This window comes from Paraburkholderia sp. SSBN10T, from assembly GCF_056619545.1.
Map to the genome: position 1 here is coordinate 229,733 of NZ_JBWQQI010000004.1, position 22,930 is coordinate 252,662.

General features: G+C 56.8%; 20 protein-coding genes. 13 read left to right on the forward strand and 7 right to left on the reverse strand.

Features of this window, described 5'->3' with window-relative positions; translation table 11 throughout:
* Positions 1–15: 15 nt before the first annotated feature.
* From AC1ECK_RS08155 to AC1ECK_RS08205, 11 genes are all read left to right on the forward strand, one after another.
* Positions 16–1,155 carry a polysaccharide biosynthesis/export family protein gene (locus AC1ECK_RS08155; RefSeq protein WP_480317764.1) on the forward strand — a complete coding sequence of 380 codons (1,140 nt, stop codon included), beginning with the start codon at positions 16–18 and terminating at the stop codon, positions 1,153–1,155.
* Positions 1,152–1,592, forward strand: coding sequence for a low molecular weight protein-tyrosine-phosphatase (locus tag AC1ECK_RS08160; RefSeq protein ID WP_480317766.1), 441 nt, complete (start codon positions 1,152–1,154; stop codon positions 1,590–1,592). Before AC1ECK_RS08155 ends, AC1ECK_RS08160 begins: the two co-directional genes overlap by 4 nt.
* A gap of 4 nt (positions 1,593–1,596) precedes the next feature.
* The gene (locus tag AC1ECK_RS08165; RefSeq protein WP_480317768.1) at positions 1,597–3,810 is read left to right on the forward strand and encodes a polysaccharide biosynthesis tyrosine autokinase; all 2,214 of its coding nucleotides are present in this window, start codon (positions 1,597–1,599) and stop codon (positions 3,808–3,810) included.
* 65 nt (positions 3,811–3,875) lie between these two features.
* On the forward strand, positions 3,876–4,994 hold the full coding sequence (gene gmd / locus AC1ECK_RS08170) for a GDP-mannose 4,6-dehydratase (RefSeq protein ID WP_480317770.1): 1,119 nt from the start codon (positions 3,876–3,878) through the stop codon (positions 4,992–4,994).
* A 5-nt stretch (positions 4,995–4,999) separates the two neighbouring features.
* The gene (locus AC1ECK_RS08175; protein WP_480317772.1) at positions 5,000–5,950 is read left to right on the forward strand and encodes a GDP-L-fucose synthase family protein; all 951 of its coding nucleotides are present in this window, start codon (positions 5,000–5,002) and stop codon (positions 5,948–5,950) included.
* Complete coding sequence (locus tag AC1ECK_RS08180; protein ID WP_480317774.1) at positions 5,857–7,371, forward strand: oligosaccharide flippase family protein; 1,515 nt, start codon at positions 5,857–5,859, stop codon at positions 7,369–7,371. The genes AC1ECK_RS08175 and AC1ECK_RS08180 overlap by 94 nt, the downstream gene beginning before the upstream one ends.
* Before the next feature lie 10 nt (positions 7,372–7,381).
* Complete coding sequence (locus tag AC1ECK_RS08185) at positions 7,382–8,527, forward strand: glycosyltransferase family 4 protein (protein ID WP_480317776.1); 1,146 nt, start codon at positions 7,382–7,384, stop codon at positions 8,525–8,527.
* Positions 8,524–9,756 carry a glycosyltransferase gene (locus AC1ECK_RS08190; RefSeq protein WP_480317778.1) on the forward strand — a complete coding sequence of 411 codons (1,233 nt, stop codon included), beginning with the start codon at positions 8,524–8,526 and terminating at the stop codon, positions 9,754–9,756. The genes AC1ECK_RS08185 and AC1ECK_RS08190 overlap by 4 nt, the downstream gene beginning before the upstream one ends.
* Positions 9,757–9,833: 77 nt before the next feature.
* On the forward strand, positions 9,834–11,009 hold the full coding sequence (locus AC1ECK_RS08195) for a glycosyltransferase (RefSeq protein ID WP_480317780.1): 1,176 nt from the start codon (positions 9,834–9,836) through the stop codon (positions 11,007–11,009).
* A gap of 181 nt (positions 11,010–11,190) precedes the next feature.
* Entirely contained in the window at positions 11,191–11,550 is a 360-nt protein-coding gene (locus AC1ECK_RS08200; RefSeq protein ID WP_480318127.1) for an acyltransferase, read from the forward strand.
* 563 nt (positions 11,551–12,113) lie between these two features.
* The gene (locus AC1ECK_RS08205) at positions 12,114–12,944 is read left to right on the forward strand and encodes a glycosyltransferase family 2 protein (protein WP_480317782.1); all 831 of its coding nucleotides are present in this window, start codon (positions 12,114–12,116) and stop codon (positions 12,942–12,944) included.
* Between the two features lie 21 nt (positions 12,945–12,965).
* Here the strand turns inward: AC1ECK_RS08205 and AC1ECK_RS08210 are convergent, their stop codons facing one another.
* From AC1ECK_RS08210 to AC1ECK_RS08220, 3 genes are all read right to left on the reverse strand, one after another.
* Positions 12,966–14,144 carry an MFS transporter gene (locus AC1ECK_RS08210; protein WP_480317784.1) on the reverse strand — a complete coding sequence of 393 codons (1,179 nt, stop codon included), beginning with the start codon at positions 14,142–14,144 and terminating at the stop codon, positions 12,966–12,968.
* Positions 14,141–14,536: a GlcG/HbpS family heme-binding protein gene (locus AC1ECK_RS08215; RefSeq protein WP_480317786.1), complete on the reverse strand. Its 396-nt coding sequence runs from the start codon at positions 14,534–14,536 to the stop codon at positions 14,141–14,143. The genes AC1ECK_RS08210 and AC1ECK_RS08215 overlap by 4 nt, the downstream gene beginning before the upstream one ends.
* A gap of 101 nt (positions 14,537–14,637) precedes the next feature.
* Entirely contained in the window at positions 14,638–14,949 is a 312-nt protein-coding gene (locus AC1ECK_RS08220; protein WP_480317788.1) for a MoaF-related domain-containing protein, read from the reverse strand.
* 150 nt (positions 14,950–15,099) lie between these two features.
* Between AC1ECK_RS08220 and AC1ECK_RS08225 the strand changes: the two genes are divergently transcribed.
* On the forward strand, positions 15,100–15,993 hold the full coding sequence (locus AC1ECK_RS08225) for a LysR family transcriptional regulator (RefSeq protein WP_480317790.1): 894 nt from the start codon (positions 15,100–15,102) through the stop codon (positions 15,991–15,993).
* Positions 15,994–16,060: 67 nt separating this feature from the next.
* Here AC1ECK_RS08225 and AC1ECK_RS08230 read toward each other — a convergent pair whose 3' ends face one another.
* From AC1ECK_RS08230 to AC1ECK_RS08245, 4 genes are all read right to left on the reverse strand, one after another.
* Positions 16,061–17,407 carry a hypothetical protein gene (locus AC1ECK_RS08230; protein WP_480317792.1) on the reverse strand — a complete coding sequence of 449 codons (1,347 nt, stop codon included), beginning with the start codon at positions 17,405–17,407 and terminating at the stop codon, positions 16,061–16,063.
* A 70-nt stretch (positions 17,408–17,477) separates the two neighbouring features.
* Complete coding sequence (locus AC1ECK_RS08235; protein WP_480317794.1) at positions 17,478–18,986, reverse strand: hypothetical protein; 1,509 nt, start codon at positions 18,984–18,986, stop codon at positions 17,478–17,480.
* A gap of 273 nt (positions 18,987–19,259) precedes the next feature.
* Entirely contained in the window at positions 19,260–20,519 is a 1,260-nt protein-coding gene (locus AC1ECK_RS08240) for an acyltransferase family protein (protein WP_480317796.1), read from the reverse strand.
* A gap of 38 nt (positions 20,520–20,557) precedes the next feature.
* The gene (locus AC1ECK_RS08245) at positions 20,558–21,193 is read right to left on the reverse strand and encodes a hypothetical protein (protein ID WP_480317798.1); all 636 of its coding nucleotides are present in this window, start codon (positions 21,191–21,193) and stop codon (positions 20,558–20,560) included.
* A gap of 453 nt (positions 21,194–21,646) precedes the next feature.
* On the opposite strand from AC1ECK_RS08245, the gene AC1ECK_RS08250 reads away from it, so the two are divergent.
* Positions 21,647–22,912, forward strand: a complete 1,266-nt coding sequence (locus tag AC1ECK_RS08250; RefSeq protein ID WP_480317800.1) for a WcaI family glycosyltransferase — start codon at positions 21,647–21,649, stop codon at positions 22,910–22,912.
* Positions 22,913–22,930: the final 18 nt, after the last annotated feature.

Consider the following 22,930-nt stretch of genomic DNA (forward strand, 5'->3'; position numbering starts at 1 on the left):
TGGTTTGGAGACCGAATGAAGCCCGTTTGTCGCCGGGGTGTTCACCTGCTGACGGGCACGGCCATCAGCGCGGTCCTGTCGGCATGCGCCTTTGCACCTGGTATGCGGATGACGACTCCCGCGACCCTACCTGTCGCGGACGGCAGTGAACACGTGCCACCGGCCGAAGTGCAGATTCCAATCGCGGATATCAACATCGCCTTGATTGAGCGAATGCGCGAGGCCGAAACTCAGGCAAGCGCGGATCAGGCCCATCAATTTTTTGGCAAATCGGGTCCATACACGCTTGGAGTGGGTGACGTTCTACAGATAACCATCTGGGATCACCCCGAGCTGACGGCAGCATTGGGGGCGCAGCCCCAAATGAACGGGCACCTATATGACCCGGCCGCAGGATTTGTGATCGACAACAACGGCAATGTGCAGGTTCCGTACGGTGGCAACGTTCATGTTGCCGGACTGCGCATCGATCAGGCACAACAGGCGGTGTATGCCTCGTTGGTCAAGTCCTTCGTCAAACCCCAGGTGACGGTTCGAATTGCGTCGTTCCGTGCCAAACAGGTCTACGTTGACGGCGAGGTGCATACCCCTGGTGGCGTGCCGATTAGCGACACGCCAATGACGCTGTATGAAGCGATCAGTCGAGCTGGTGGTTTCAGTTCAACGGCGGATCAAAGCAGAATGATTCTCGTGCGTGATGGCGTGTCATATCGGTTGAACCTGTCGCGCATGCTCGAGCGGGACCAAAACCCATCGAACATTCTGTTAAAAGACGGCGACATGCTGAAAGTCGTTTCGCGCGACGACAACGGTGTGTTCGTCATGGGCGAGGTCAATAAGCCGGTGACTGCCGTCCCGATGAAGAACGGAAAACTCACGCTGAGTGACGCGCTTTCCCAGGCAGGGAGTCTGAACACCAGCAGTGCTGATGCAGCCCAGCTTTATGTTGTTCGCGGCTCGCAGGGAGTGGCGCCACAAGTTTTCCATCTTGATGCACGCTCGCCGGTTTCAATGGTTCTGGCCAATCAGTTCGAGTTGCAGCCCAAAGATGTGGTGTACGTGGACGGAAACGGCCTGGTACGCATCAGCCGGGTGCTGAGTCTGTTGTTGCCGGCTATCAACGCAGGGCTGACCGGGGCGATTTTGACGAAATGATCGACAGCATACTTTTCGTCTGCGAGGGAAATATTTGCCGCAGTCCGATGGCACAGGGTCTGTTAGCCAAGCGACTACCGGGTATCGGTGTGATATCGGCCGGATTGGGTGCACTCGTCGGACGTAGCCCCGATCCGGTAGCAATCGCGTTGATGGCCGAACGTGATATCGACATCGCCAGCCATACCGCAGTGGGTTTAAACCTGCAGCACATGCGTTGGGCCCGGTTGGTACTGGCAATGACAGCGGCACAGCGCAGAACAATCGAAACGGCCTACCCGTTCTCAAAGGGAAAGGTATATCGCATTGCCGAGTACGAGGGGATTGACGTGGTGGATCCGTATCGCAAAGAGCGCGCGGTATTCGAAATGACTTTAGCGCAGATCGAGCAAGGTCTGGAACGGTGGCTTGACGCAATGGTTCGAGTGACTAATTAATTACATGGCATCCTTAAATCAAAACCGAATCATCGATGTGCCGAGTGGCGATGAAATCCACCTGTCCGACTATCTTGCGGTCATCGCGGAGAGTTGGAAGCTGATTCTCGCCACTGCGGCGACCGTGCTGCTACTCGGCATGCTCTACGCATTTCTCGCGACGCCGGTCTATCGCGCGGACGCGATGATCCAGGTCGAGGATAGTGCCGATTCAGCGAAGGACGCGTTGGGCGATCTCGCTTCGATATTCGACACGAAGCAGACTGCCGACGCCGAGATTGAGTTGATCCGCTCGCGTCTTGTAGTAGGCCAGACGGTGCGTTCGCTGCACCTCGACATCAGTGCGAGGCCGCGCTATTTTCCGCTTATCGGAGCGATGCTGGCACGCCACGCCGACGAAGAAAGAGCGGCGCCGCCGTTGTTCGGCATGAGTCGTTTCGCATGGGGCGGAGAGAAGATCGAGATCTCCGATTTCGATGTGCCGAAGCAAAGATACGACGCCGAGTACAAGCTGGTGGCGCGCGGCGACGAAAAATTCGATCTGTTGGACCCTGATGGTAATGCCGTTCTTCGGGGCCAGGTTGGCCAGAAAATCGAGGGCGAAGAACCAAAAGGCAAGGTCGAATTGCAGGTGGCACGACTCCAGGCTCGACCTGGCACTGAGTTCATCTTGAGGCGCGCATCGACCCTCGTCACCATCAACCAGTTGCAGGATGCACTTGTTATTGCGGAAAAGACCAAGCAATCCGGGGTGATCGGCGTCGCGCTCGACGGTGCGGACAGCAAGCGTATCGCGGAGATCATCAATACGATTGCGGCTGCTTACGTGCAGCAGAACATCGACCGGAAGTCCGCCGAAGCGGAACATACGCTCGCTTTTCTGGATCAGCAATTACCGCAATTGCGCAAGCAGCTCGACGAGGCGGAGGACCGCTACAACGAGTTCCGCAACCGCAAGGGTACGGTCGACCTGACCGAGGAGAGCCGTTTGCTGCTGCAGCAGATTGTCGACAACAAAACCAAGCTTGTCGATCTGCAGCAGCAGCGTATAGAGATGACACAACGCTTTGCGGAATCGCACCCGGCGGTGGTTGCGCTAACCACGCAGATTGCATCGCTGCAGGCGCAGCAGGAGCAGTTTAACAAGCACATCATGACGTTGCCTGACACGGAGCAGTCTGCCTTGCGGTTGCTGCGCGATGTCCGTGTCGATACTGAGTTGTATACGAACTTGCTGGACAGCGCGCAACAGTTGCGCATCGTCAAAGCCGGCCAGGTCGGCAATGTCCGTGTCGTCGACTATGCCGTCGCGGAGGATTCGCCCGTCAAACCCAAACGAGTCATCGTGATTGCGCTGGCGGCTGCGCTGGGATTGGTCGCCGGAACGGCTGCGGCGTTCGTCAAAAGGGCATTGTTTGGCGGGGTCGAGCACAGTGAAGAAATCGAACAGGCGCTCGGGTTGCCGGTGTACGCGACGGTGCCGCACAGTGAAGCGCAGGTGCGCCTGATTCAGGGCATCCGGCGCGGCCGCGCAGGACATCACGTGCTGGCCTCCGCGGCATCGCATGACGTGGCGATCGAAGGGATCCGCAGCTTGCGTACTGCGCTGCAGTTCGGTTTGCTCGACGTCGCCAACAACGTGCTCGTTATCACCGGCCCGCGTCCGGAGGTCGGCAAGTCGTTCATGTCCGTGAATCTGTCAGCAGTGCTAGCGAGCGGCGGCAAGCGCGTGATGTTGATCGACGCCGACATGCGGCGCGGCGATGTCCACGGCTATTTCGGCGTGTCGAGACAGCCGGGGCTCTCGGATGTCATCGCGGGGAGCGACATTGAGGGAGCGGTCTTGCACGACGTACTGCCGGGCCTGGATGTACTGCCGAAGGGTTCATTGCCGCCGAATCCCGCTGAACTGCTGATGAGCGAGCGATTCAAGACGATGCTCGATTATTTCTCGAGCCGCTACGACATCGTCATCGTGGACACCCCGCCCGTATTGGCCGTCACCGATGCTGCGCTGATCGGCAGACACGCCGGTGCAACCTTGCTGGTGGTTCGTCATGGCCGCCATCCGATGGCCGAGATTCTGGAATCCGCCAACCGTTTGCGCAATGGCGGTGTAACGCTGAAAGGCGTGCTGTTCACCGATGTGCCACAGCGACGTGTCGGTTATGGGACGTATTACTCCGGCTACTACGGATATGAAAGCGCTCCCGAATGAGTATGACAACACCACGAATGGCGTGCGGACGAACGCGGCGCAACGATACTGAGGAGAATTAAACCATGAATCGAAAAGTTGCCTTGATTACCGGCGTGACAGGTCAGGACGGCTCGTATCTTGCGGAGCTGCTCTTGAACAAAGGCTACGAAGTGCACGGCATCAAGCGACGTGCGTCGTTGTTCAATACCGAACGGATCGACCACCTTTACCAGGACCCTCATACCTCGGATCGCCGCTTCGTGCTGCATCACGGCGATCTGACCGATTCGACGAGCCTCATGCGTATTATCCAGCGCGTGCAGCCTGACGAGATCTACAACCTCGCCGCGCAGAGCCACGTCGCGGTTTCGTTTGAGGAGCCGGAATATACGGCTAACGCCGATGGAATCGGCGCGTTGCGCATCCTGGAAGCGATCCGGATTCTCGGTTTTGAGAAAAAGACGCGCTTCTACCAGGCTTCGACATCCGAACTCTACGGACTGGTGCAGGAGATTCCGCAGAAGGAAACAACCCCTTTCTATCCACGCAGTCCGTATGCGGTGGCCAAGCTTTACGCATACTGGATCACGGTCAACTACCGCGAGGCGTATGGCATCTACGCGTGCAACGGCATTCTGTTCAACCATGAATCGCCGGTACGTGGAGAAACCTTCGTGACACGCAAAATCACACGGGCCGTTGCGCGCATCGCAACGGGTCTGCAGGATTGCTTGCATCTGGGTAACCTGTCCGCGCTGCGGGACTGGGGGCACGCTCGGGACTACGTCGAAATGCAATGGCTGATGCTTCAGCAGGAACAGCCCGAAGACTTTGTGATCGCAACGGGCGTGCAGTACAGCGTGCGCCAGTTCGTTCAATATGCGGCTGCCGAGTTGGGCATCACCATACGTTTCGAGGGCACGGGCGTCGACGAGGTGGGTATCGTCGAGAAGGTCGAAGGCACCGAAGCGAAGTTGACACCCGGCAGTGTGATCGTCCGTGTCGATCCGCGTTACTTCCGGCCGACCGAAGTCGAAACTCTCCTCGGCGATCCGACCAAGGCCCACGAAAAGCTCGGATGGAAGCCGGCGACTTCGTTCGCTTCGCTGGTCAAGGAAATGGTGCGAGCCGATTACCAGGTCGCCAAGCGCGATGCCTTGGTGACGCTGGCCGGTTTTAAGGTATTCGAGTACAACGAGTAATCATCATGGACAAGACCACTCGAATCTTTGTCGCCGGGCATCGCGGAATGGCGGGTTCGGCTTTGGTGCGCATTCTTCACGCTCGCGGCTATCGCAACCTGGTGACACGCAGCCGTACCGAACTGGACTTGAATAATCAGGCTGCCGTGGAGTCGTTCTTCCGCGATGAGGCGATTGATGTGGTCGTTCTGGCCGCCGCCAAGGTCGGCGGTATTCTGGCTAACGACACCTATCCGGCGGACTTCCTGTATCAGAACCTGATCATCGAGGCCAATGTGATTCACGCCGCCTATCGGGCGGGTGTTGAACGGCTTTTGTTCCTTGGCTCATCGTGCATTTATCCGCGCGACTGCCCGCAGCCGATCAAGGAAGATTATCTGTTGACGGGGCCGCTGGAGAAAACCAACGAGCCGTACGCCATAGCGAAAATCGCGGGCATCAAGCTATGCGAAGCCTTTAACCGCCAGCATGGTACGCAATACGTGTCGTTGATGCCGACCAACCTCTATGGACCGAACGACAACTATGACCTGAAAACGAGTCACGTGTTGCCGGCGCTGCTGCGCAAGGCCCATGAAGCGAAAGTTGCCGGTGCCGACAGTCTCCCGGTGTGGGGTACGGGCCGGGCACGCCGCGAGTTTCTGCATATCGACGATATGGCTGACGCCGCGGTGTTTCTCCTCGAGCGTGGTATCGGAGCAGGCCTGTACAACGTCGGTTGTGGTGAAGACGTCACGATCGAGGAACTGGCACACGCTGCGATGAAGGCCGTCGGGTTCGACGGTCGCATCGAATTCGATGTCAGCAAGCCGGACGGCACGCCGCAAAAGCTGCTCGACGTCAGCAAGCTTGCTGACCTTGGATGGCGAGCGCGGATCGGTCTCGAGAGCGGGCTGACCACAACCTATCAGGACTTCCTGCAGCGCCACGAATCGCAAGCGCTAGAGCGGGCGTAGTCGCATACCGGCAGAACACCCACATGATTCGATTCGACGAAAGCAGCGTGACATGGGTCTTCGCGCAACAGGGCGTTTCGCGCCTGCTGGTGGCGTTCAAGTTTTTCCTGCTCGCGCGCCTGCTGGGACCACACTCGATTGGCCTTATCGCGGCTTGTCTCATGGCCCTGTCAATAGCGGAGTCGCTGACCGAGATGGGCATGAGCCATGCCCTGATTCAGCGGCGCGAGCTACTGGACCAGCGAAGTCTGGATGCATTGTGGACCGCGACCGCGGTGCGTGGTCTGTTTCTGACGGTTGTATTGTTTGTCGCTTCCGGACCTATTGCGCGGCTGATGAATATCCCGGAGGGCACAACCGTCCTGCAAATGGTCGCGCTGGTTCCGCTCGCGAGATGCCTGGCGAGTGTGCGGGTTGTGATCGCACAGCGGCAACGGCGCTTTCGCACCGTCGCGTTGCTCACCACGACGTTTGTCATGGCTGATTTCGTCATGTCCGCGATTGCGGCCTTCAGCTATCGTGAAGTGATCTGGGTGCTTGCTGCTCTGCCGCTCTCGGAGTTTCTGAAGGCTGTCGCCTCGCATATTGTGTTTTCGACACGGCCCCGGGTGAACTTCGATACGAAACCGCTTGGCGAGATCATGGAGTTTGGCCGCTGGGTTTGGGCGAGCAGCTTGCTCACGGTAGTTGTCAACCAGTTGGACCGGATTATCACAGTCAAGACGTTCGGCGTACAGACGCTGGGTTTGTACCAGACGGCGAGTCGCCTGGCGCAATTCGGCGTGGCCGATTTTGGCATCGCGCTTAGCCAGTACCTGTTTCCGAATTTTGCGGAACTCTCGCGCCAGGATAAGAGCCGCGCTGTGCGGTGTGCAATGACACTGTTCAATCATCTGGGGACGATCGCATTGGTGCTTGCCACGTTTCTTTGTGTGGTCGCACGTGACGTGATTCAACTGGCGCTCGGCGATCAATGGAGCGGCGCAGTGCCGTTTTTTCGTGTCTTTGTCTATCTGATGGCGGCGGGCGTGTTGGTCGGACTGCTGACCGCATATTTGCGCGGCACCGGTAAGCCGAGTCGGGTGACGCGCGCAACCGTTGTGCAGTTGCTGGTCCTGGTTGCCGCATCGGCGATTCTTGCGCCGTGGCTTGGCGCCATCGGCGTTGCCTTGGCCGCGGCGATTTCCGTGTTCACCTGTGCGGCGCTGATGCTCTGGGATGTTCTTTCCAACGCACCTGACCAGGTGCGGCACTTATTGCCGCTGGCGACTGTTGGTGTCCCCGTCGCGGCGCTGATTGTGATTTTGAACCAGTTGCTTTCGTCGGTTCCGTATCACGCGATCGGATTGGGGTTCATGAGTGCCATCGCTTTGGTATTGCCCTTACAGAGGTTGCGGGCAGGCTTCTCGTTGACGGTTTAGTGAGGGAGTCATGCGAATCTTGCAGATGGTGTTGACGCCGCGGCACTCCGGGGCGGAAGTGCTCGCAGCTACGTTGGCTCAGGTGCACGCCGCCGGTCACCAGGTTGTGACCGGCATTCTTGGAATCAATCCGTGTGAGGATGCTTTTGAACCTGTCTGGACGGCACTGAAGGACAGCGGTGTCTGGTGTGCATCGCCGCCGCGAAAGTTAGGGCGCCTGGGGAGACTTCGACTCATTCTCTCCACCCTGCGCGAGTTCAGACCTGATGTGATCGTTGCGCATTCAGTCATTCCAGCCGCCTATGCACGCCTGGCGTTGAAATTGACGCGCTCTGCTTCTCCCGTGGTTACCGTACTACATGCAGCGACCAATGACGACTACGCCGGCACGCTTCTAAGGCTAAGTGAGCGACTGCTGCAGTCAGGCACGGCAGCCGTGGTGACAGTGACCGAGGCAGCGGCAAACAACTATCGCTTGCGGTGTGGTCCGCCCCGGCGGCTCATTACCATCCCGAATGGCACTGCACTTGATCAGTTTGCTTTCGACCAGAATGCCAGACGCCAGGTGCGCGCGGATCTTGGAATTGGCGCCAACGTGTCGGTGGTGTTGCAGGTGGGGAGACTCACGGCGGTGAAGAATCAGGCGGCCACGGTTTTGGCGGTGAGCGAAATGATTCGCGCCGGCCGGCCCGTGGAACTTTGGTTTGCAGGACTGACGGAAGACATTGCATATGGCGATGCGCTGAAGGATCTGGTCGAGCAGCATGGCTTGCAGGAAAAGGTACGGATTCTAGGCAGTCGCGGCGATATCCCGGCCTTGCTCTCCGCTGCTGACGTTTACGTTATGCCGTCCGCACGGGAAGCGCACAGCCTGGCGATGATCGAGGCATTGGCGAGCGGCGTGCCGATTGTAGCCTCGGACATCCCCGTTTTCGAATTTGCGTCACGCTTTCCCGGTGTCGCGACTGTCGACCCGGCAAGTCATCCAGGCTATGCAATGGCGATCGCAAAGTTGCTCTCTGAAAGACACCCGCGTCATCGGCGTGATTTGACGGCGTACTCGATTTCGCACGTTGCCGAGCGATATGCGGGACTGTTTCGTGATGTAACCTCGCCTGCGCTATTGCATGCGGAGAGCCGGGAGCGGGCGATATGACCACGCTTCTGATAGTTGAACCGGAGGCGACCGGGCATCGCATGGTGCTCTACGTGCGCCTTATCGCCAAAGAGGCTTTACGCAGAGGATGGAAAGTCGCACTGATGACGACAGCTTCGGCGCTATCTCATCCCGCATGTCAGATTGCGTTATCGGCGCTCGGACGTGATCTGCACATTGTGAAAATGCCGGAGATCCCTCGTGGAACCGGCTACGGAAAACTTCAACTCCTGTTTGGCCAGCGCGCCTACCTGCGTGCTGTCGAACAGGGTTATATGCAGTACCGTAGCACTGCTACAGCCGATTTCGTCTACGTTCCATACCTCAATTACCTCGACAAGGTGGCCGGATTCTATGGCTCACCGTTTGGCGACACGCCTTTCGGCGGCATGATTCTTTCCGCCAGGTTTCATCACCACGCCTGCGGCATCGCGGGTCCCACGGGAATGCAGGATGTCATTAATGGTGTTCTGTTTCGGCGAATGTTGAGCCTGCGGAATCTTGCCCTTGCCACGACGATAGATGAACCGCTGCCAGAGTACGTGGCGCGAAAGATGCCGGCGTTTGCACGGAAGGTCAGATACGTTCCGGACACTTCGTTCATCTGTCAGCCGACGGATCGTCACGAAGCTCGACGCGCGTTAGGGTTGGAGGAGAGCCACTTTGTCGTTGCAGCGTATGGCGCGCTTAGTCCGAGAAAGGGACTGGCGCGGCTACTCACCCTGTTTTCCGCTGCAGACCTGCCAAAGCATTTTCGGCTGGTGCTCGCCGGCGTACAGGATGCCGAAGCTGCTCAAATGATTCAATCTTTCCTGTTGAAGGCCAGGGAGCGTGCGTCGCAGGTGATCGTTCTCAACAGGTTCTGCTCCGAGCTGGAAGAAGGGCAGGTATTTGCAGCTACCGACACGATGTGGCTGTGCTACGAGAACTTCAGCGGAATGAGCGGCGTACTGATCCAGTCTGCTCAAGCCGGAGTGCCCGTGATCACTTCGAACTATGGCCTGATTGACAACTATCGGGGGAAAAGATCACTAGGTTTGCGGTGGGATGACTTCTTGCGAACGTCGGTTCCAATGCCGCGCTTCGACTGGGAAAAATTGCAGTCGGTCGTGCATTCAATCAGGAGCTCGCCTCAACTGGCAAGGTTTGCAAGCGAGCACAGTCCAAACGCATTTGGAAGCAACGTTATAGATGCTATCGCCGAAGTGTGCCGGCCGGGGGGCGCGTGACTACTGATAACCTCGTGCGCCGCCTGAGAGATCGGGTGTTCCCTTCGACACGGGCGGTGCGCCGGTCAAGCGGAATCATGGAGCAAAAGAAATGGCCCAGGGTTGCCATCGTGTACCACTTTTTCCCGCACTACCGAAGGGGCGTGCTTGACGCCATTATTGGGCAGGATTTTGGCTCGACGTTTTTTGGCGATCCTGTGGAGCGCTACCAAGGCATTCCTTCGTTTAATTTCGAAGACAGCGACGATTTTAGAGCGGCGCCGGTCAAGGTTGTTGGGAAAATTTCCTTTCAGTGGGCCGCAGTCTTTGCGTCTTTGTCAAAGGAATTCGACGTATTGGTATTGCTGGCCAATCCGAATTTCTTTACAACATGGCTGGCGGCATTGTTGGGTCGCCTTTCCGGGAAGCGCGTAATATTTTGGGGACATGGCTTTCTGTCGGAACAGCGAAGCCTTAAAAATTACGTGAGACGGATTTTCTTTTCGCTCGGACATGCGCAATATCTGTACGGATATCGAGCAAAGTGTATTGCGGAGAAATTCGGGTTTCGAGCTGAAGACCTATATGTTGGATTTAATAGTCTGGACTACCAGTCTCAATTGCGTATGCGGCACGACTTGCTGGCCCGGCATGCCGGAGGGCAGCGGTCGGCGGAGCTCCGCATTCTTGGCGTTTCCCGGTTGACGGATAAATGTGAATATGATCTTTTGTTGCGTGCTGTGTCGTTGGCGCAAAAAGCGTCCGACCAACCATTCAGATTAACCCTTATTGGGGGTGGGCCCGCGGAACGTAAGCTCAAGGAGCTTGCCGCGGAACTGGAGTTGCAGGTCGACTTCGTTGGTGAGTTATATGACGAGGCGGCCGTAGCAGCGTACATCTTCGATTCCGATGTCGTTGTTTCACCAGGAAAGGTCGGATTGACCGCGATGCATTCGCTTATGTTTGGCACTCCAGTCATTACTCATTCCGATATGGATCGTCAGATGCCTGAAGTGGAGGCGGTCGTAGATGGGTTTTCCGGAATGCTTTTCCAGTATGGAAACCTATCTGATCTGACAAGGTGTTTGATTGAAGTTCCGCAAGTATTCCATGATCGTCATCAGACGCAAGAAAACTGTTTCAGAATTATTGATGATGTATACAACCCGCGCAAGCAATGTGAGGTTCTCACGGATGCAATCTATGGAAGACCTGCTCGGCTGGGTAATGAGATGGTAGCTTCCTATGGAGATAAGTATGCTGGCGACTCTTAGAAAGGTGTTGCGCAGTGCGCGAAGGTTTTGGTGGCGAAAACGGTTGAGACTGAACAGTGTGCACGGAACCGTGCTATTTGGCGGATATGGGGATATCAGCCGGGATTTTCGCGCCGATGAGTTTGTCTATGTCGGGCCGGGTTGCCGGATCAATCCGGGGGTTTATGTCGGTCGCTACTCGATGTTGGGACCCGATGTGCAGATCGTCGGCAACGATCACATCTTTGATCGGCCAGGTGTGCCCGTCATCTTCAGCGGCCGGCCAGCTTTTCGCCAAACGACCATCGGCAAAGACGTCTGGATCGGAGCGGGCGCGACGGTTCTCTGCGGCGTGAACATCGGCGACGGTGCAGTCGTCGCGGCAGGAGCCGTCGTAACTCATGATGTCGACCCATGCACGGTGGTTGGGGGCGTTCCGGCGCGCTTGATCCGGCGCCGCTTCGCTACCTTGAGGGATGAATTCACTCACATAGAGATGCTGGCAGCGCCAGTGTCATCCGGTGAGTATTGCCGTCCTGTAGGCAGTTACCAAGAGGTTTAAACGATGATTTTGCAAGGAGTGGATTCAAAGGTTGCTCCTTCGTTCTCGCTCGGGAACAGGTTAGCGAGGGTACTGTGGGGGATTGTGTATGTTCTGTTTTTCCTTCCCACACCTCGCGTTTGCCACGGGTGGCGCCGCTCCATTCTGAGAGCATTCGGCGCACGCGTCGGGCCGGGGGCTCATATCTATCCACAAGTAAAAATCTGGGCCCCGTGGAACCTGTCTATCGGGGCGAAAGCTGGCGTTGCCAACGGCGTCACGCTGTATTCCATGGGGAAAATCACCTTGGGAGACTGTTGCGTGATCTCACAGGGAGCCCACCTGTGCACGGGAAGCCATGACTTCAATGACCCCTTGTTTCAGTTGACAACACAACCAATAACCATTGGCCGCGAGGCATGGATCTGCGCCGAGGCATTCATTTGTCCCGGTGCCGAAATTGCCGATGGCGCCGTGGTTGGCGCGCGCTCGGTGGTGACACGCAGTCTTCGTGATAGCTGGACGGTATACGCAGGCATGCCCGCGAGAAAAATAGCCATTCGACGCAGATCTGGAGAGCAGTGATGAACGGTATTTCAGTCCTCATTCTGACAAAAGACGAAGAAAGGGATCTTCCTGGCTGCCTGGAGAGCGTCGTTGCCTGGTGCGACGACATCCACGTCTATGACTCACTTAGTACGGACCGGACCGTTGAAATTGCTCAACGGTTCGGTGCGCAGGTCACGCGTAGACAATTCGATAATTGGGCCTCTCACCAGAACTGGGGATTGGCAAACATCGGGTTCAAGCATGACTGGGTGCTGTACATCGACGCTGATGAGCGCGTGACCGACGAGCTGGCTCGGGCGGTAAGCGAAGCTGTCTCGACGTCCACAGATCGCGTTGCCTTTGAAGTTCAACGCCGAGACTTCTTAAGCGAGCGATGGCTAAAGCATGTTCAGGTTTCGCCCTACTATGTGCGTCTCTTCAAGCCTGCGTACATCAGATACGAACGGATGGTGAACCCGGTGACGGTAGTCAACGGGAAAACGGGCAGAGTCGGAGGGTTCCTGGATCATCATCCGTTCAGCAAAGGCATATCTCACTGGCTCGCCCGGCACAATTCTTATAGTTCGCTTGAGGCCGAGCAATTTATGATCAACGCCACGCGTGACGAGAAGTTTCAGCTTTCCAAGGCGCTGTGGGCCAAGGATTTTCAGGTTCGCCGTTATCACCAGAAGGGGATGTTTTATAAGCTGCCGCTGCGTCCTCTAGTCAAATTCTTCCTGCTCTATGCAGTTCGAGGCGGCTTCCTGGATGGACGACCAGGGCTCGTATATGCAACATTGCAATCCATCTACGAATACTTCATTGTGTTGAAGGTGAGGGAGCGGATGAGGGCGCCGAGGGGCTGACAGGCGTTGCTGTGCGCCCCTTCACGCGTGCCCGTGCAGTGTACCGAGACGCTTGAGCGGAAAGATTGCACCGATCACCAGGACCATGCCAAGCAGCGGCGTCTGCGGCAAATGTTCCTTGGCGACCATGAATCCGCCAGCCGTCTCGCCCAAAGTGATTCCGAGATTGAAAGCTGAGATATTGAGACTTGAGGCAAAATCAATTGCGCGAGGCGTGAATGCTTCCGCTGTCGAGATCATTGCTGCCTGACAAGCCGGTGACATACCAAATGCCAGCCCACCCCAAATGAACAACAAACATGCGAGCAGCACCGGGGAGTGAACAAATAACGCGATGGCCGCAAGCGATGCCGCCAAAAGTGCAAAAATCCCCTTGAGTGTATTAAACCAGCCAACGCGGGCCGCCGCTGCCCCACCAATCGAATTACCAAATAGCGTCGCCAATCCGAAAACAACGAGCATCAGGTTTGCGCCCGTAGTTGTGAAACCGGCCACATTGACGAGTATCGGGGTGATAAACGAAAACGGAGCGAAGCTCGCGCCAAAGCCAAGGATCGTAACCGCCATCATCGTAAGGATTGCGGGATTCCCGATTGTCATCAACTGACTCGTTACACTCGTTGGCTTGGACATCGACACCGAAGGGAGCCACTTTGCGATTGCAATTGCCGAGATGAACGCGATGGCCGCTATCAGGAGAAACGGCAATCTCCAACCGAACAAATTACCCACATAAGTTCCCAGAGGCACACCCACCACCATTGCTAGCGTGTGGCCTGCGAACATCAGGGCGATTGCCCGACTGGCCTGCCCAGGTTTGGCCAACCTCGCCGCTACCGAAGCACCGATTGCGAAAAAACTGCCGTGTGCGACCGCCGTGAGAACTCGGGCGATAAGCAATGTTCCAAAGTCATGCGACAAGGCCGCACCGACATTCCCCGCGAAAAATACAAGCACTAACCCGACGAGTAGCGGTTTTCGGCCATACCGTGAAGTCAGCAGGACTGTGATCGGTGTTCCAATTGCCAATGCGAACGCGTAGATTCCAATAAGGCTACCTGCCCGCGCCAACGAAACGTGAAGGTCAAGCGAAATTGCGGGCAGTACACCGACGACGATGAACTCTGCCGCGCCAATTGCAAACGCTGTGATAGCCAGTGAGGCGACGGACCATTGAGTCTGATTGCGATCCCCGGTCATTTACGCCCCGCGGCGCTCAAGGCGATTTGATTGTCGATGCCGGGCGTCGCCCCAGACACGCCGACAGCACCGATCACATACGCCGAGTTGTCATAGATAACAACGCCGCCGCCAAAGCCAATCAGCCCGCCATTCGTAAATTGCAGAGTGTATGCGATGCCATCGGGATGCGTTACCTTCCCAATTTCATCCGTGTCCAATCTGAACAAAGACGCGGTGTGAGCCTTTTTGAAAGCAACATCGATGGCCCCTGGGATCACATCAGCCATACGGCGAAATGCACACAGGAGACCATTCTTATCTACAACACTGACACAGATAGTTGCGTCCAAAATAGCCGCAGCCTCAAAGGCGCGGCCAATGACTTCATCAGCTATATCTTCAAGCAACAATTTTTCTGTCTCATCTAAGTAACTGATTCGCGCCCACCTGTCATTGACCCGTGGGCGCGCACCTTGAACTCAACAGGCACGTTGGCCGCAACCCTTAATGGTCAAGAAATGACGCCATCGAGCACGTAAAAGCTGCCGTCGAGTTTGGTGTAGAAGGTCTTGGTCTTCTTCGCTTCGAAGTTATCGCAGTGCACGATGGTGGACTTGTCGTCTTCTTGCCACCAAAGCAGAAAGTCACCAGCCGGCAATGCCTGCCAGCTAAACGGCATCGTCATTTTCGCCCCCGCCATTTCGCCAGCCAGAAACTCTGCGGTGACGTGCTTTCCGTCTTCCGAGTAAATGTTTTTGAAGATCAGGTCTCCGCCGTAATTGACGATGAACTCTTGACCAGCGTAGGGAAACACATTCGTCATCTTTCACTCCAATATATTACATAATGCTTTCGAAAAATGGCAATTGCCATCCGTTAGCAATGTAATACATCGGGTAAGATGGGATAAATGGCCTTTGACTCCTTTCATACCGGACGTTCCTGTCCGGAATTCATCGGCCTAGGAAAACTAATGGATAATTTCGCGGGACTAGTTGCCTTCGTCAAATCGGCGGAAACGTGCAGCTTTGTTGACGCCGGGCGAATACTCGGAATTTCCGCCTCCGCTGTCGGGAAGAGTGTTTCACGCCTTGAAGAACGTCTGGGAACCAGGCTGTTTCAGCGGAATACTCGAAACATGAAGCTCACTGCCGAGGGCGCTCTGTTCTTGCAGCGATGCCAGCGGATCATTTTGGAAATGTCCGCGGCTGAGGAAGAGCTGTCAGACATCAAGGGTGCCCCAAGGGGACTACTGAGAGTAAGCCTGCCATCGGTCGGGACATTGCTTCACTCGGTTCTGGAAGAATTCATGATTGAGTTCCCCAATATCGAGTTGGAAGTTGATTTTTCCGATCGAAAGGTAGACTTGATTGACGAAGCGTTTGATGCGGTGGTCCGCATCGGAAATGTGGACGACAGCAGATTGGTGAGTCGTCAAATTTTCACCTTCCAGAGATATCTTGTGGCATCTCCAGAATATTTGACCCGAGCAGGTATTCCGGATAAACCATCGGACCTGTCGCGACATAGCTGCCTGCTCTATAAGTTTCCGAATACTGGGAAGATCGAGCCGTGGCCTGTCGATGACTGGAATAGCCTGATTCTGCAAAACCTGCGATCGCCCATGAGCTGCAACACCATCGAGACGCTCGCCTTCCTCGCGGCGCGAGGCAGGGGAATCGCTTGCCTTCCGGACTTCTGTGTTCGTGACTCTCTTCAATCCGGGCGACTGCAAAGGGTGCTGGGCGCTGAGGACACGCAACCACGTGCCTTGACAGTTCTTTGGCCGTCGAGCAAGTACGTCGTACCAAAGCTGCGCGCGTTTATAAATTTCTTGAGTGCGCACTCATTTGGCGGGAAGCGTTAACAGGCTGCTGAGGTACCGACGGTAACGTCATCCCGGAACGCTCGTGAAGCGTTGATGCTGTGGAAACTCACCCGTCGACAGCCGATACAGTGGTTGCGGTTCGTAGAGGCATCGGTGCAGGGAAGTGGGACGAGTATCGACTGAGAGCAATGCCTTTGGAATAGGCCGCTACCAGGAGGCCCAACGCGAGACCATAAACCAGTCCAGAAAAGCGAGGCCCCAATGGATTGCCGCCGACAGTGGTTACAACCATGCCGAACGAGACCAGTAGATAACGCCCCATGTCTTGCAGGTGGTCGGCCGCGGGCATTGCGCGACGCCAACGTCGATAAGTGATCGTGCATCGGTAAAGGTTGTACAACAGCGCGAACGGCAGCGCGATCCCGAAAAGGACTCCGCCGGCAAATAGTTGGTAAACCCAAAAGTTGTGGCCTGCCGACCAGGAATCAATCGCCTCCAGATCGCCGCGTTTGGAGAACTCCAGCATTTCGACGATGTAGTCCTCAGCATAGCCAAAATGGTGCCCATATCCCATTCCGGTAAGCAGGGATGTCCCGGTTGACGTAACCTGGTCATACTGATTTTCCATCTCGGCCAGCCGGCTAAGTGTCGTCGGATCCTTCCCGCTCTGCGTGCCCTCAGCGAAAAAGATCCGCTGTGACCAGTGATCGAGTACCGATGGAAAGACCCATGCAGCGCCTGCCGCAACTACACCGCCGAGCGCAGCAGCGACAAGAAGAGTGCGCAGCAGCGACTTGGCGAGATGGCTGACTGTCGGAGCGGCGAGTAAGCTCGCGAAACAGAACAGCAGGATGGTGCCGACAAGAAAACTCCGCGTGACGCTCAGAAGTTCGATAACCAGGGTCGCGATAAAGAACATCAAAGCGACCTTGCTGGGTGCTCGTCGAACGACGATCTCGTGGAGGAGTAACCCCTGAAATCCCAATAGCACAGGGGACAGGATCCGGTATCGAACGGCATCGATCGAGCCGCCGGTCGCAACGCCGTAAAGCAGGCTATCGATCATCGATACTGCCATGGCGGCAAAGAGGCATTGGTAGATGATTTTCGCTCTGGCGTCGCTCCACGGGTGGCATCCGACGTGATAGCCAATCAGGAAGAGAACGAAGGTTAGTATCACTCTCAGGTAATCTCCAACGTCGTTTCCTTGAAGGAACTGAGGAACGACGCTGCCGGCGACCGTTATCGTCACGGCAATGGAAACCAGCGATCGCAGTTGTGATTTGCTACGGAATCTGGGTCCCATCAGGGCGAGAAGCACACCGCATATCAGGGGAGGCGCAACCAGCGCGTACTGCAGCAAATGACTTTGGCTGTCGTCCGCAGTCTTATAGTCGAACGCCAATGGCAAGAGAAACAGGATTGCCAACAGCGGGATACCCTTTCCGCGCATTTTTACTTCCCCGGTTTTTACAATTGACTGCTCAGAATTGCGAGCGGGCGGCAATTCACCGCCACGCGTGTCATGGCAGCGCCTCATACTGCGTCATAACCCAGCCAGTGGCGGCATTCGCGTCCCGGCGCCATGCGAAGCGCATCGCTACCTTGTCGCTCGCGGCGACAAACTTCTTCTGCCCCCCGCACTGAATGGTGAGCGTGTTGCTGCCGTTCACGGCGCCATATAGCCGGATTTCGTAGTAGAGGCCGCCGAACAACCTGTTGGCGACGTCCGGCAGCTCTAGTGTGCGCGGTGAAGTAAAGGGCGTTTCGAACGACAGGACGTTTGGATCGCCGAGAGTGACCGCGTAGTTCGCATCACCGAGATTTCCTGAGAGACGGTCGTTCTTGTATTGGTCAAGCGTTAGTGTGTCGCCGGTCGTTGTTGAACCGTTGTTACATATCTGCCAGGGATGCTTGTCGAACGACATATCCCTGATTCTCATGTTGCCCTTCGCTCCGCTGATGACGAAAATATCCCCGCCGAACTCGGTTGCATTGGCAACCAGTGTGTCGAGCTCAAACGTGCCGGTTGGGCCGCCAACTCCCGTTGCGAACAGGGTTATCGCGCCTTTTTCCGGGTGCAGGACCATCGCATTACCGCCAATGAAGAACTGACCGAGCTTGACGTGTGCACCGGGCCCGATTCCAATCAGGTCGATCGCGTTGCGATAGATGCCATTCTCGAGTTTGATCGCGCCGATCGTGCACTCGCTCCCACCCGCAATGGCAAAGAGCTGTGCACCGCGCTGCGCGGCAATGAATTCGATCGTATCGATGATCCAGTTGTATCCGCGCACATCCTTGAAGACGGGGCCGACCATCTTGTGACAGTCGACGAAGAAGCGTCCCCATTTGTTATTGGGCACGCCGTTGACGCAACCGGTCCATTGCATGGCTCCAGCGCTAAGATTGGCTTCGAACACAAGCTCATCCCATACGCCTCCCCAAGGACCTCCAATACCGGGCTTTACCTTGATCGCGTAGGAGCCGCGCGCAAACCGCAGACCTGTCAGCGTGAACTCACACACCATCTGTGAGAACACAATCGGGTTAGCGTTCTCATTCGACGCAGGTTGATCGTTCGCGTAGTCGAATTCGATGTTCGAGATTCGCCAGGTGTGCATCAGCGGCTTCGGGCCTGTCGGACCAATGTCAAAGATCGGCACGTTGTCCGCTGTTTGCAGAATCCGTGTGCCGCCGGCAATGTCACCGTCGATCGCCCATTCGTACCCTGCCGGAATGACCAGAGGAGCGCTCACGCGGTAGGTGCCTGCGCCAAGCGTGCCCCGCTTATGGTTGGCAACCAGGTAATTGATCCATGCCTGAAGCGCGAGGGTGTCATCAGCCTTGTTGTCGCCCATGGCACCGCCACGTCCACGTGCACTGAGATTTTCATCCTCGAGCGTTTCGAGCCGCGTTCGAGGTACGGCGAGGCTTATGTCCGCAGCGGTTGCGAGCGGGGTCCGAGTCAAGGCAAACCCAAGCCCGAGTTGACCCAATCGGGCCAGTGTCATGCGGCGAGTCGGTTTCATCTGGTCGCCAGCCTTTGAATCCTTGCGGGAATCCTGCGCGCCATAGTGGGAAATGATTGAGGAACGACGCGCGGACGCGCTTGAGCACAGGGCGGAGCATACCCGTGCTGACAGGGCGAAATCCGCCGAAAGATTGAAGGATTCGGACGATGTGAAGGCGGAATAGTCGCGTCTGGACAGATGTTCAATGCAGCGGGCCCAGGGTATCGAAAACTCCCTCGGGTGGCCGACTCTCCTGTGAGGTCATTTGAGGATTTCGAAGTGTGCCCAGACTCATCGACGCGTGTACTCGGTGCCGATGCCGGACAATGTCCGATGCGGCGAAGCAGTGGTTCTTCGCTGCAACCCGCTTCCGTAACGTATCAGTTTGCGCATGGGTTCTTCGAAATAGAGGTGTATGACTACGCTCAGACACACGGCCACGAGCAATGCCAGCCACCCATTGCCACGATGAAGGCCGGCGATATGAGCCCAATGTGCCAATGGTACGTGGATCAGATACAGCGAAAAGCTGGCTTCACCAAGAAGTATTAGCGGCCGTTGGTTCAGCAGACCGAGTACCGGCCGTTCGAGCAGGGCGAGGCCGAGGATAAGCGCCGTGAAAAACGGTGCTTCAAGGTAGTAAGCAGGTTTGAGCGGCTGATACGCTGCGAGCAGCGTGATCGCGGTCACAGCCGCGCAGACAAGCGCTATGCCCAATCGGTGCGATGCTTGCCCGCTTGCTCGCGCCTGGGCGAAGTAGACTGCGGCGCCGATACCCATCACGAACTCCGACAGATGGGTTAGCGGAAATTGCGAAATCAGGAATCCCTTTCGACCCACAGGCATGTACCGGCTTACACAGAAAATCCAGATTCCCTGTAGTGTCCACAGTGCAAGACAGATCAGCATGAGGGTGGCACGATCCTTCACAAGCAATTTGCGAAGAAGCCATGGAAACAGGGCATAGAAAAAGGCCTCGCACGAGATGCTCCATGCCGGTCCATTCCAGGGTTGATTGATCGAGGCGAATGGGAACCAGCCGGTGAGTAGCAGGATCTGCGCAGCAAGGCTTACTGCAAGCGAAACGTAGGCGTGGGTATTGATCGAATACCAGTCTGACAGTAAAGCGCTGTTGTCAGCGTGCAGCAGATAGATTGTGACGGACATCGCGATGAGCAGAGAAAGCAACGTCACCGGATAAATCCGAGCAAATCTCGCGAGGTAGAATCGTAATGACCCTTGCGTATCAATGGTGCTGTGATACGTGTATGTCAGCACGAAACCGGAAAGAACAAAAAAGAGCGATACCGCTGGGCGTCCGCCGTCGACAAATGCAAGAAACGAGGCAGGTAGATTGAGTAACCCAAGCTGGGTGAAATGCGATAGAGCGACGACCAGCGCTGCGAAAAATCGAATGCTGGTCAGCGCTGGAAGCGCGCCTGTCGATTGTATTGGCGTTCGCACGTGACCTGTTCCCTCTATCTGGTTGGTTCGAGATGGGGTGTGTCCGCCAACACGAGGCATACCGCCGCGGTCGTACAGATTGCCCACTTTCGCTTACTCGTTTCCGATGGCCAAAAAACGGCGATTTACCACGGCGATCTGTAGATCGTGCTTGCAGAATCCGAACTGGCGGTACCACGGAATGAATTGCCTTGCGAAGCAGAAGTCGATGCTGGGGTAATGCTAGTAACGGGTTCGAATGCCTGAGATTCGCGGCGCTCACCGGCGACGTGGGTGCCAGCTACATTGCGGTGCGATGCAACTCCTGCGGCGGAAGCGCTAACACTTTCAGGAAGCTTCGGCGCCAGCAATTGTTCAACCGGCGTGAGTCTATAGTTGGCTGCCTCACGCGCGGCAGCCTGCTTTGCCGGTCCATAGTCGAGGCTGGAAATGTAGCTATCCTCATAGTCCTCCGGGGCGCCCAGCAGTGGACTTGGTGCGGAATCCGGAGTGGCCTGCTGGCTGTGCGTATGGCTGCCCTGTGCCGAAGTGCGGTTCTGCGTCTGACCTGAGGCGCGGTTATATGGCAGATAGGTTTCCGCGTCGTCCTGCGGTGCCCCCAACAGGTTACTCAGACCCGACGCTGACGTGGGCTGAGGGTTGTCCCGTTGACCGCGAGACAACGTGTGGTCCTGCACCGAGTCGGAACTGACTTGCGCGCTCGCCGAAGCACAGGTAAGGGCGATCGCCGCCGGCGTCAGCATCATCAACAAGATTTTCATTCTCGTACGCAATTCATGCATATGCAGGTCGATCCGTCGGCCAGGCTGGCATCGCCAGCATCGGACCACAACCAATGAAAGCCCCTCGACTTGCTGGAACGGGGCGTGGTGGACGCATGAACGCGCGATATACGGCATCGCCGGAGTGATGGTTCAAGCACCTTGCATCATCACTGAAGAACCCGTGCTTGAGACCGCGCTGGCGTAACGCGACACGCTAATTTCGTTTTCCGACAAGGATTGACCGGGATAGCTCACGTCAAGGGGCACGTCGGGCCGAGGCTCGAATTCAATTCGCTGCCGTGAGTGTGCTGGTTGCATGACGCGCGCACCAGGATGGCCATGATATTGGCGGACTCCGCCAATATCATGGCGGCCCATTGAGATGCGCATCGCAGAAGATACAGAGCATTATGCACTGCAGCATTTGCAACGTTATCGCGCTGGAGGCCAATGAAAATTCTCCTATACGGCATCAACTACGCGCCAGAGTTAACCGGGATCGGCAAATACACCGCCGAGATGGCGGAAACGCTCGCTGCGGCCGGTCATCAGGTGCGTGTTGTTTGTGCGCCGCCGTATTACCCGGAATGGCGCGTCGCCACTGGATTCTCTGCACTCCGCTATGCGAACGAGCGGCGCAACGGTGTGCATGTCTGGCGCACGCCGCTATGGGTACCCTCGCAGCCGAAGGGTGCGCGACGCATCGCCCACCTGGCGAGTTTTGCGCTCTCGAGCTTCCCAATACTGTTGCGTCACGCGTTCTGGCGGCCGGAGGTGGTCGTCTGCATAGCGCCGAGCTTGCTGAATGCACCTGCCGGCTGGCTGGTTGCCCGCCTGACAGGCGCGTATGCCTGGCTGCATATTCAGGATTACGAGGTAGATGCAGCATTCAGTCTGGGTATGCTGAAAGGCTCGGTGTTAAAGCGTACGGCACTCGCGTTGGAGCGGGTGCTGCTTAAGCGCTTCGATACCGTATCTACGATCTCGGGAAAGATGGTTGAACACGCTCTACGCAAAGGGGTTCAGCAAAGTAAGGTGGTGCGCTTCTCGAACTGGGCGGATACCGAGTCGATCTATCCGCTTGGACGGCGTAGCCGGCTGAGAGACGAACTGAATATCCCTGACGCCGCGACAGTGGTCCTTTACTCGGGAAACATGGGCGCGAAGCAGGGCCTCGAGGTACTCGCGGCGGCTGCGATCGGGTTTGCCCAGCGTGACGACGTCGTCTTTGTGTTCTGTGGCAACGGCCCGGCGCGAGACGCCATCACGGCGATATGCGGCGATTTGCGCAACTGCCGCTTCATTGACCTGCAGCCGCTTGACCGGCTGAACGAACTGTTGAACCTGGCCGATATTCATGTGTTGCCCCAGCGTGCTGACGCGGCGGATCTGGTGATGCCATCAAAGCTGACAGGCATGCTCGCCAGCGGCCGGGCAGTTATCGCCATGGCTAGCCCCGGCACCGAGTTGTACGAAGCCGTATCTCCTCGTGGCGTGGTGGTGCAGCCGGGAAATGCGAGCTTGCTGGTCTCGGCGATCGAAAGACTGGCCGGCAACGCGGTCGAGCGAGCGCGTCTCGGCAAGGCGGGCCGCGAATTCGCCCAGGCAATGTTGTCGCGCGACGCCGTACTGCGCGAATTCGAGACGAAATTATGCGCGCTGTGTGCAGGGACTGCCGACACTTCGGCATCTGGCGTACGGCACCCGGACCTCTGAAGTCGCAAGCGTCTTCTC

What these genes read in the sequence shown, in the direction of transcription:
- AC1ECK_RS08155 (WP_480317764.1), top strand. Translation starts at nt 16, where the DNA reads ATGAAGCCCGTTTGTCGCCGGGGTGTTCACCTGCTGACGGGCACGGCC.
- AC1ECK_RS08160 (WP_480317766.1), top strand. Translation starts at nt 1,152, where the DNA reads ATGATCGACAGCATACTTTTCGTCTGCGAGGGAAATATTTGCCGCAGT.
- AC1ECK_RS08165 (WP_480317768.1), top strand. Translation starts at nt 1,597, where the DNA reads ATGGCATCCTTAAATCAAAACCGAATCATCGATGTGCCGAGTGGCGAT.
- gmd (WP_480317770.1), top strand. Translation starts at nt 3,876, where the DNA reads ATGAATCGAAAAGTTGCCTTGATTACCGGCGTGACAGGTCAGGACGGC.
- AC1ECK_RS08175 (WP_480317772.1), top strand. Translation starts at nt 5,000, where the DNA reads ATGGACAAGACCACTCGAATCTTTGTCGCCGGGCATCGCGGAATGGCG.
- AC1ECK_RS08180 (WP_480317774.1), top strand. Translation starts at nt 5,857, where the DNA reads ATGGCGAGCGCGGATCGGTCTCGAGAGCGGGCTGACCACAACCTATCA.
- AC1ECK_RS08185 (WP_480317776.1), top strand. Translation starts at nt 7,382, where the DNA reads ATGCGAATCTTGCAGATGGTGTTGACGCCGCGGCACTCCGGGGCGGAA.
- AC1ECK_RS08190 (WP_480317778.1), top strand. Translation starts at nt 8,524, where the DNA reads ATGACCACGCTTCTGATAGTTGAACCGGAGGCGACCGGGCATCGCATG.
- AC1ECK_RS08195 (WP_480317780.1), top strand. Translation starts at nt 9,834, where the DNA reads ATGGAGCAAAAGAAATGGCCCAGGGTTGCCATCGTGTACCACTTTTTC.
- AC1ECK_RS08200 (WP_480318127.1), top strand. Translation starts at nt 11,191, where the DNA reads ATGTTGGGACCCGATGTGCAGATCGTCGGCAACGATCACATCTTTGAT.
- AC1ECK_RS08205 (WP_480317782.1), top strand. Translation starts at nt 12,114, where the DNA reads ATGAACGGTATTTCAGTCCTCATTCTGACAAAAGACGAAGAAAGGGAT.
- AC1ECK_RS08210 (WP_480317784.1), bottom strand. Translation starts at nt 14,144, where the DNA reads ATGACCGGGGATCGCAATCAGACTCAATGGTCCGTCGCCTCACTGGCT.
- AC1ECK_RS08220 (WP_480317788.1), bottom strand. Translation starts at nt 14,949, where the DNA reads ATGACGAATGTGTTTCCCTACGCTGGTCAAGAGTTCATCGTCAATTAC.
- AC1ECK_RS08225 (WP_480317790.1), top strand. Translation starts at nt 15,100, where the DNA reads ATGGATAATTTCGCGGGACTAGTTGCCTTCGTCAAATCGGCGGAAACG.
- AC1ECK_RS08230 (WP_480317792.1), bottom strand. Translation starts at nt 17,407, where the DNA reads ATGCGCGGAAAGGGTATCCCGCTGTTGGCAATCCTGTTTCTCTTGCCA.
- AC1ECK_RS08235 (WP_480317794.1), bottom strand. Translation starts at nt 18,986, where the DNA reads ATGAAACCGACTCGCCGCATGACACTGGCCCGATTGGGTCAACTCGGG.
- AC1ECK_RS08245 (WP_480317798.1), bottom strand. Translation starts at nt 21,193, where the DNA reads ATGAAAATCTTGTTGATGATGCTGACGCCGGCGGCGATCGCCCTTACC.
- AC1ECK_RS08250 (WP_480317800.1), top strand. Translation starts at nt 21,647, where the DNA reads ATGAAAATTCTCCTATACGGCATCAACTACGCGCCAGAGTTAACCGGG.